The 6,298-nt window shown below is 66.9% G+C and carries 9 protein-coding genes, 1 pseudogene and 2 riboswitches; all 10 genes and pseudogenes read left to right on the forward strand.

Annotated elements, in window-relative coordinates; all coding sequences use genetic code 11:
• Positions 1 to 715: DUF881 domain-containing protein (locus tag WA317_RS02040; protein WP_425171454.1), on the forward strand; the 715-nt coding region annotated here is incomplete at its 5' end.
• A 31-nt stretch (positions 716 to 746) separates the two neighbouring features.
• Positions 747 to 1,079, forward strand: a complete 333-nt coding sequence (locus tag WA317_RS02045; RefSeq protein ID WP_425171455.1) for a small basic family protein — start codon at positions 747 to 749, stop codon at positions 1,077 to 1,079.
• A 112-nt stretch (positions 1,080 to 1,191) separates the two neighbouring features.
• The gene (locus WA317_RS02050) at positions 1,192 to 2,070 is read left to right on the forward strand and encodes a DUF881 domain-containing protein (protein WP_425171456.1); all 879 of its coding nucleotides are present in this window, start codon (positions 1,192 to 1,194) and stop codon (positions 2,068 to 2,070) included.
• 26 nt (positions 2,071 to 2,096) lie between these two features.
• Positions 2,097 to 2,495, forward strand: a complete 399-nt coding sequence (gene gcvH, locus WA317_RS02055; protein WP_425171457.1) for a glycine cleavage system protein GcvH — start codon at positions 2,097 to 2,099, stop codon at positions 2,493 to 2,495.
• Positions 2,492 to 2,641, forward strand: coding sequence for a hypothetical protein (locus WA317_RS02060; protein ID WP_425171458.1), 150 nt, complete (start codon positions 2,492 to 2,494; stop codon positions 2,639 to 2,641). The genes gcvH and WA317_RS02060 overlap by 4 nt, the downstream gene beginning before the upstream one ends.
• Before the next feature lie 13 nt (positions 2,642 to 2,654).
• Entirely contained in the window at positions 2,655 to 3,128 is a 474-nt protein-coding gene (gene garA, locus WA317_RS02065; RefSeq protein WP_425171459.1) for a glycogen accumulation regulator GarA, read from the forward strand.
• Entirely contained in the window at positions 3,125 to 3,865 is a 741-nt protein-coding gene (locus tag WA317_RS02070) for a MerR family transcriptional regulator (protein WP_425171460.1), read from the forward strand. The genes garA and WA317_RS02070 overlap by 4 nt, the downstream gene beginning before the upstream one ends.
• 115 nt (positions 3,866 to 3,980) lie before the next feature.
• Positions 3,981 to 4,475: a bifunctional nuclease family protein gene (locus WA317_RS02075; protein ID WP_425171461.1), complete on the forward strand. Its 495-nt coding sequence runs from the start codon at positions 3,981 to 3,983 to the stop codon at positions 4,473 to 4,475.
• Positions 4,476 to 4,724: 249 nt separating this feature from the next.
• Positions 4,725 to 5,369 (forward strand): MerR family transcriptional regulator, encoded by a 645-nt coding sequence (locus WA317_RS02080; RefSeq protein WP_425171462.1) that lies wholly within the window; start codon positions 4,725 to 4,727, stop codon positions 5,367 to 5,369.
• 123 nt (positions 5,370 to 5,492) lie between these two features.
• A riboswitch (glycine riboswitch) is annotated at positions 5,493 to 5,590 on the forward strand.
• Positions 5,591 to 5,718: riboswitch (glycine riboswitch) on the forward strand. It abuts the riboswitch before it with no gap.
• A 59-nt stretch (positions 5,719 to 5,777) separates the two neighbouring features.
• Positions 5,778 to 6,298: pseudogene (locus tag WA317_RS02085) on the forward strand (glycine dehydrogenase (aminomethyl-transferring)); the annotation flags it as partial.

Consider the following 6,298-nt stretch of genomic DNA (forward strand, 5'->3'; position numbering starts at 1 on the left):
GGCACTGTCCGCGCTGCTGATCGCCGCGGTGTTCGCCGCCGCCGTCGCGCAAGCCCGCTCCGTCGCACCCGGGATGACCGCTGCCCAACGCGTGCTGGCGACCAGCGCGCGCGCCACCGAGGCGTCCATCAGCCAGCTGATCGCACGCCGCAACGCACTGGCAGCACAAGTTGACGATGTGCAGCACCGCACGCTGGCTGACGACGCCGAGGGCCGGCGGCTGCTGGCGGGCCTGGACAAGCTCAGCCTGGCGGATGCGACCACCCGCGTCACCGGTCCGGGGCTCACCTTGACGGTGACCGAGCCCAGCATCACTCCGGACCTCTCCGACGTCTCCAAACAGCGCGTGGCCGGCAGCCAGCAGATCATCCTCGACCGCGACCTGCAACTGGTCATCAACTCGCTGTGGAACAGCGGCGCAGAAGCGATCGCAGTGTGCGGTGTGCGGCTCGGGCCGAACGTGACCATCCGGCAGGCAGGCGGGGCGATTCTGGTCGACAATAATCCGATCGCCAGCCCCTACAAGGTGCTCGCGGTGGGACCGCCGCACACCATGCGGGACGTCTTCGACACCAGCCTCGGGTTGCAGCGGCTGAGGCTGCTGGAGCTCTCCTACGGTGTGGGCGTCACCGTCAGCCTCGGCGACGGACTTACGTTGCCTGCCGGAGCGGTCCGGGATATCAAGTTCGCCAAGCGGATTGGGCCCCAAAAGTGACAGGAAATCCAATGACGGGAACCGGACGCGGATGATCGGCATCGCCGCGCTTGTCATCGGCATCGTGCTGGGATTGATCTTTCACCCCAACGTGCCGGAGATGATCCAGCCGTACCTGCCGATAGCCGTCGTGGCAGCGCTCGATGCGGTGTTCGGCGGGCTGCGGGCCTATCTGGAGCGGATCTTCGATCCGAAGGTCTTCGTGGTGTCGTTCGTCTTCAACGTTCTGGTCGCCGCGATCATCGTCTACGTCGGCGACCAGCTGGGCGTGGGCACCCAGTTGTCCACCGCCATCATCGTCGTGCTGGGCATCCGGATCTTCGGCAACGCCGCCGGTCTGCGCCGCCGCCTGTTCGGGGCCTGAGCCACCCATGACCCGCGCCGGCGACGATGCAGAGCGAAGCGATGAGGAGGAGCGGCGCTGATGACCGCGCCGGCGACGATGCAAAGCGAAGCGATGAGGAGGAGCGGCGCTGATGACTGAGCGGGAAGAGCACCAAAACAGCGACGACGCCGACCCGCCCGCCGCGACAGAGCATTCCGGCGACGACACCGCGAACACCGACACCACCGCCCACGGCCGACATGAGTTGCCGCCCCATCAGCCGCGCCCGGCGATCGGTCGGCTCCGCCAGGCCGGCAGATGGTTGAGGCTGCCGCGCAGCCGTTCCCGGCCAATTTTCGGCGCGCTCGCCGTCGTGCTGTGCCTGATGCTGGGCGTTGCAATCGTGACCCAGGTCCGGGAGACCGGATCCGGCGATGCCCTGCAAACGGCGCGCCCGGCCGACCTGCTCGTGCTGCTGGATTCGCTGCGTCAGCGGGAGGCCGCACTGAACGCCGAGGTTGCTGACCTGCAGCGCACGCTGGCCTCGCTGCAGGCGTCGGGCAGCAGTAATCAGGCGGCCATCGAAAACGCTCAGGCCCGGTTGGCGGCGCTGTCCATCCTGGTCGGCACCGTCGGCGCCACCGGGCCCGGCGTCAGGGTGACCATCGACGACCCAGGCCCCGGGGTGGCACCACAAGCAATGCTCGACGTGATCAACGAGCTACGCGCCGCCGGGGCCGAGGCGATCGAGATCAACGACGACCACGATGCCGTGCGAGTCGGTGTCGACACCTGGGTGGTCGGCGCTCCGGGCGCGTTGACGATCGACGGCAAACGGCTCTCCTCGCCGTATTTCGTTGTGGCCGTTGGCGACGCGCCGACGTTGGCCGCCGCGATGAACATCCCGGGAGGCGCCGTCGACAGTGTCAAGCGGGTGGGCGGACGGATGTCGGTGCAACAGTCCGACCGGGTGGATGTGACCGCCTTGCGGCAACCAAAACCGCGCCAATACGCTCAGCCCGTCAAGTGAGTCACTTCCGACCGAACAGGATGACCGTGAGCGAAATTCCGCCCGACCTGCACTACACCGCCGACCATGAGTGGGTCCGCCGCACCGGGGACGACACCGTGCGGGTGGGGATCACTGACTTCGCGCAATCGTCGCTCGGCGACGTCGTGTTCGTCCAGCTGCCGGAGGTAGGCGCCAGTATCGCTGCCGGCGAGTCGTTCGGTGAGGTGGAGTCGACAAAGTCGGTGTCGGATCTCTACGCGCCGGTCTCGGCGAAAGTGGTTGCGGTCAACGGTGATCTGGACAACAGCCCGCAGCTGGTCAATTCCGACCCCTACGACGCGGGTTGGTTGCTGGACCTGCAGGCCGACGACGCCGACGCGCTCGATGAAGACTTCGGCGCGTTGCTGGACGCCGAGGCGTACCGGGGCACGCTGTCGGAATGACGGTTGTTAAGGTCCTCCGAGTGCCCGGCACCGATACTGCGGTGGTGGGCACATTTGGAACCAGTGCGCGGTACGGTCGACAGATCGACGGCACGCCGCTGGAAAGCCGGCCCGGCGGGTCGGTCAGACAACGCCACAGCGGCTAGTGAGGAGCAGCGGGTGACGGATAACGACAACGACCAGATCTCTGACGATGTCACCGTGGAGACGACATCGGTTTTCCGCGCCGACTTCCTCAGCGAACTGGACGCTCCCGCGCAGACAGGCGGGGAGACCACAGTGTCGGGCGTCGAAGGCCTGCCGGCCGGCTCGGCGCTGCTCGTCGTCAAGCGAGGACCCAACGCGGGGTCCCGTTTCCTGCTCGACCAGCCGACCACTTCAGCAGGCCGCCATCCCGACAGCGACATCTTCCTCGATGACGTGACGGTCAGCCGCCGCCACGCCGAATTCCGCTTAGAAAGCGACGAGTTCCATGTCGTCGACGTCGGCAGCCTCAACGGAACCTACGTCAACCGCGAGCCGGTCGATTCGGCTGTGCTGGCCAACGGTGACGAGGTCCAGATCGGCAAGTTCCGTCTGGTGTTTCTGACCGGCCCGAAGCCGGGTGACGACTCGGCATCCGGCAGCCCGTGACCGCACCCGATACGCCCGCGCTGGCCGGGATGTCGATCGGGGCGGTACTGGATTCGCTCCGACCGGATTTCCCAGACGTGACGATCTCCAAGATCCGCTTCCTGGAGTCTGAGGGACTGGTCACGCCGCAGCGCGCCGCATCGGGATATCGCCGCTTCACCGCTTACGACTGCGCGCGGCTGCGCTACATACTCAGCGCCCAGCGGGACCACTACCTGCCGCTGAAAGTGATCAAGGCGCAGCTCGACGGCCGACCTGACGGGGAGCTGCCGACGTCCGGATCGGCTTACGGCGTACCGCGTTTGGTGTCGGTCACCGCCGGGCCCGCCACCGGGCAATCCGAGGTGGCGGCGGTGGCACCCGCCCAGGTCCGGCTGAGCCGGGAAGACGTCCTGGAACGTTCCGGGGTCGAGGACGAACTGTTGACCGCGCTGCTCAAGGCCGGCGTCATCACCGCCGGGCCGTCCGGCTTCTTCGACGAGCACGCGGTAGTGATCCTGCAGTGCGCACGAGCGTTGGCCGACTACGGTGTCGAGCCGCGGCACCTCCGTGCCTTTCGCTCGGCGGCCGACCGGCAGTCCGACCTCATTGCGCAGATCGCCGGTCCGGTGGTCAAGGCCGGCAAGGAGGGCGCACGTGACCGCGCCGACGAGCTGGCCCGCGAGGTCGCCGCGCTGGCGATCACCTTGCATACGTCACTGATCAAGTCATCGGTGCGCGACGTACTTCACCGCTGAGGACTAGACTTCGGTCGACAGCTTGGTGCCACGAAGTTGTCGGGACCAGCCGCCCGACAAGCCCGATGCGCCAGGCTGAATCGAACAGGGCAGCATGTGTGGAAGGCAGACACAGATGGGTGAAGTTCGCGTCGTCGGCATTCGCGTCGAGCAGCCGCAGAACCAGCCGGTGCTGTTGCTGCGCGAAGCCAACGGTGACCGGTATCTGCCAATCTGGATCGGCCAGTCCGAGGCTGCCGCAATCGCGCTGGAACAGCAGGGCGTCGAGCCGCCTCGCCCGCTGACACACGATCTGATTCGCGATCTCATTGCTGCTCTGGGCCATTCACTCAAAGAAGTGCGAATCGTCGACCTGCAGGAAGGCACCTTCTACGCCGACCTCATCTTCGACCGCAACATCACGGTGTCGGCGCGGCCGTCGGACTCGGTCGCCATCGCGCTGCGGGTGGGCGTGCCGATCTACGTCGAGGAAGCGGTGCTGGCTGAGGCCGGCTTGCTGATACCCGACGAGACCGACGAAGAGCCGGGCGGCGGCGTCCGCGAGGACGAGGTGGAGAAGTTCAAGGAATTCCTGGACAGCGTTTCCCCTGACGATTTCAAGGCCACCTGACGCCACGGGTGCGGGCCGCCATGATGCTGCCGGGCCCGCGAAGTTTGCCGGCGCCCATCATCACGGATGCGTCTCATCTGCTGCCCGGAATTCGACACGCCCGGCGCAAACCGCCGAGCGAACCCGGCGACGGCCATACTTTGATGGCGACGATAACCACGACAACGGGTTGAAAAGCGTATGCTCTCAAGCACTCGGGCCTGAGCGCATCCGGCTGCGGGAGCTAGTGACATCGGGAGAGGAAGCGCGGTGGACGAGCATCCACGTCACGATCAGTTGGAGCTGGGGTCGGAACCCGCCGAGGGTGACGACGCGGCCACCAACCGTGACTACGCCGCTGCCGCACCCGGCCAACCCGTTCAGGCCGGTTTGTTTCCGGACGATTCGGTGCCCGACGAGCTGATCGGCTACCGCGGCCCGAGCGCCTGCCAGATAGCCGGTATCACCTACCGCCAGCTGGACTACTGGGCACGCACCTCGCTGGTGGTGCCCTCGATCCGCGGCGCGGCCGGGTCCGGAAGTCAGCGGCTCTACTCGTTCAAAGACATCCTGGTGCTCAAGATCGTCAAGCGGTTGCTGGACACCGGGATCTCGCTGCACAACATTCGCGTCGCCGTTGACCACCTGCGTCAGCGCGGTGTGCAGGACCTGGCCAACATCACCTTGTTCTCCGATGGCACCACCGTCTACGAGTGCACGTCCGCCGAAGAGGTCGTCGACCTGTTGCAGGGCGGACAGGGCGTGTTCGGCATCGCGGTGTCCGGCGCGATGCGTGAGCTCACCGGCGTAATCGCAGACTTCCCCGGCGAGCGCGCCGATGGCGGCGAGTCGATCGCCGCGCCGGAAGACGAGTTGGCGTCCCGGCGCAAGCACCGCGACCGCAAGATCGGCTAGCGCTTCTTGCCGACGCGGCTTCCTGCCGAGCGTGCACAGTTGTACGCCCTGCGCGGCGTGTCGACGGCCAAACAACACGCTCGCCCCGGCAGCGGTGGGCCGCCGCTAGACTGGAGCTCGCATCGCCCTGCCGCGGGAGAGTTCCATGGCTGCCAGCCACGGACGCCGAAGGAGCAACACCTCTCCGCCAACCTCTCAGGCACCCGGACCGCGGTAGGCCACGATGCCTCTGGAAAGTGGTGTCCGCCTGCGGCGGATCACCCGCCCATGGGGAAAGGCCCGTTTGCTACTGCGCTCGCGGGTTGAATCTCTCAGGCGCCCGGCTCGGGTAGACGACAGAGGGAGAGGAACGCAGCCATGGACAGCGATAGTCGCGGCTGTGGTTCCGCCACCCGTCAGGAGCCTCAGATGTCTGACTCGCCCGCATCGAATACGCAGAACCCGCAGATCGACTTCGCCGACCGGCACATCGGTCCGGACATCGACGCGATCGCCAAGATGCTTGCCGTCATCGGGGTCGACTCCCTCGATGAACTGGCGAGCCGCGCGCTACCCGCCGGCATCCTCGACGCGCTGACCGGCAGCGGCGCGGCGCCCGGCCTGGACCGTCTGCCGGCGCCGGTCAGTGAGGCCGAGGCGCTGACCGAACTGTGGACGATGGCCGAGGAGAACACCGTCGCGGTCTCGATGATCGGTCAGGGGTACTACGACACGCTGACGCCGCCGGTGCTGCGGCGCAATATTCTGGAGAACCCGGCCTGGTACACGGCTTACACGCCTTATCAGCCGGAGATCAGTCAGGGCCGGCTGGAGGCCCTGCTGGACTTCCAGACCATGGTGGCCGACCTGACCGGCCTGGAAGTCGCCAACGCGTCGATGCTCGACGAGGGCACCGCCGCCGCCGAGGCGATGACGCTGATGCACCGCGC

Origin of the sequence: Mycobacterium sp. (assembly GCF_049802695.1) — a bacterium.
Taxonomy (GTDB): domain Bacteria; phylum Actinomycetota; class Actinomycetes; order Mycobacteriales; family Mycobacteriaceae; genus Mycobacterium.

What these genes read in the sequence shown, in the direction of transcription:
- WA317_RS02045 (WP_425171455.1), top strand. Translation starts at nt 747, where the DNA reads ATGATCGGCATCGCCGCGCTTGTCATCGGCATCGTGCTGGGATTGATC.
- WA317_RS02050 (WP_425171456.1), top strand. Translation starts at nt 1,192, where the DNA reads ATGACTGAGCGGGAAGAGCACCAAAACAGCGACGACGCCGACCCGCCC.
- WA317_RS02060 (WP_425171458.1), top strand. Translation starts at nt 2,492, where the DNA reads ATGACGGTTGTTAAGGTCCTCCGAGTGCCCGGCACCGATACTGCGGTG.
- WA317_RS02075 (WP_425171461.1), top strand. Translation starts at nt 3,981, where the DNA reads ATGGGTGAAGTTCGCGTCGTCGGCATTCGCGTCGAGCAGCCGCAGAAC.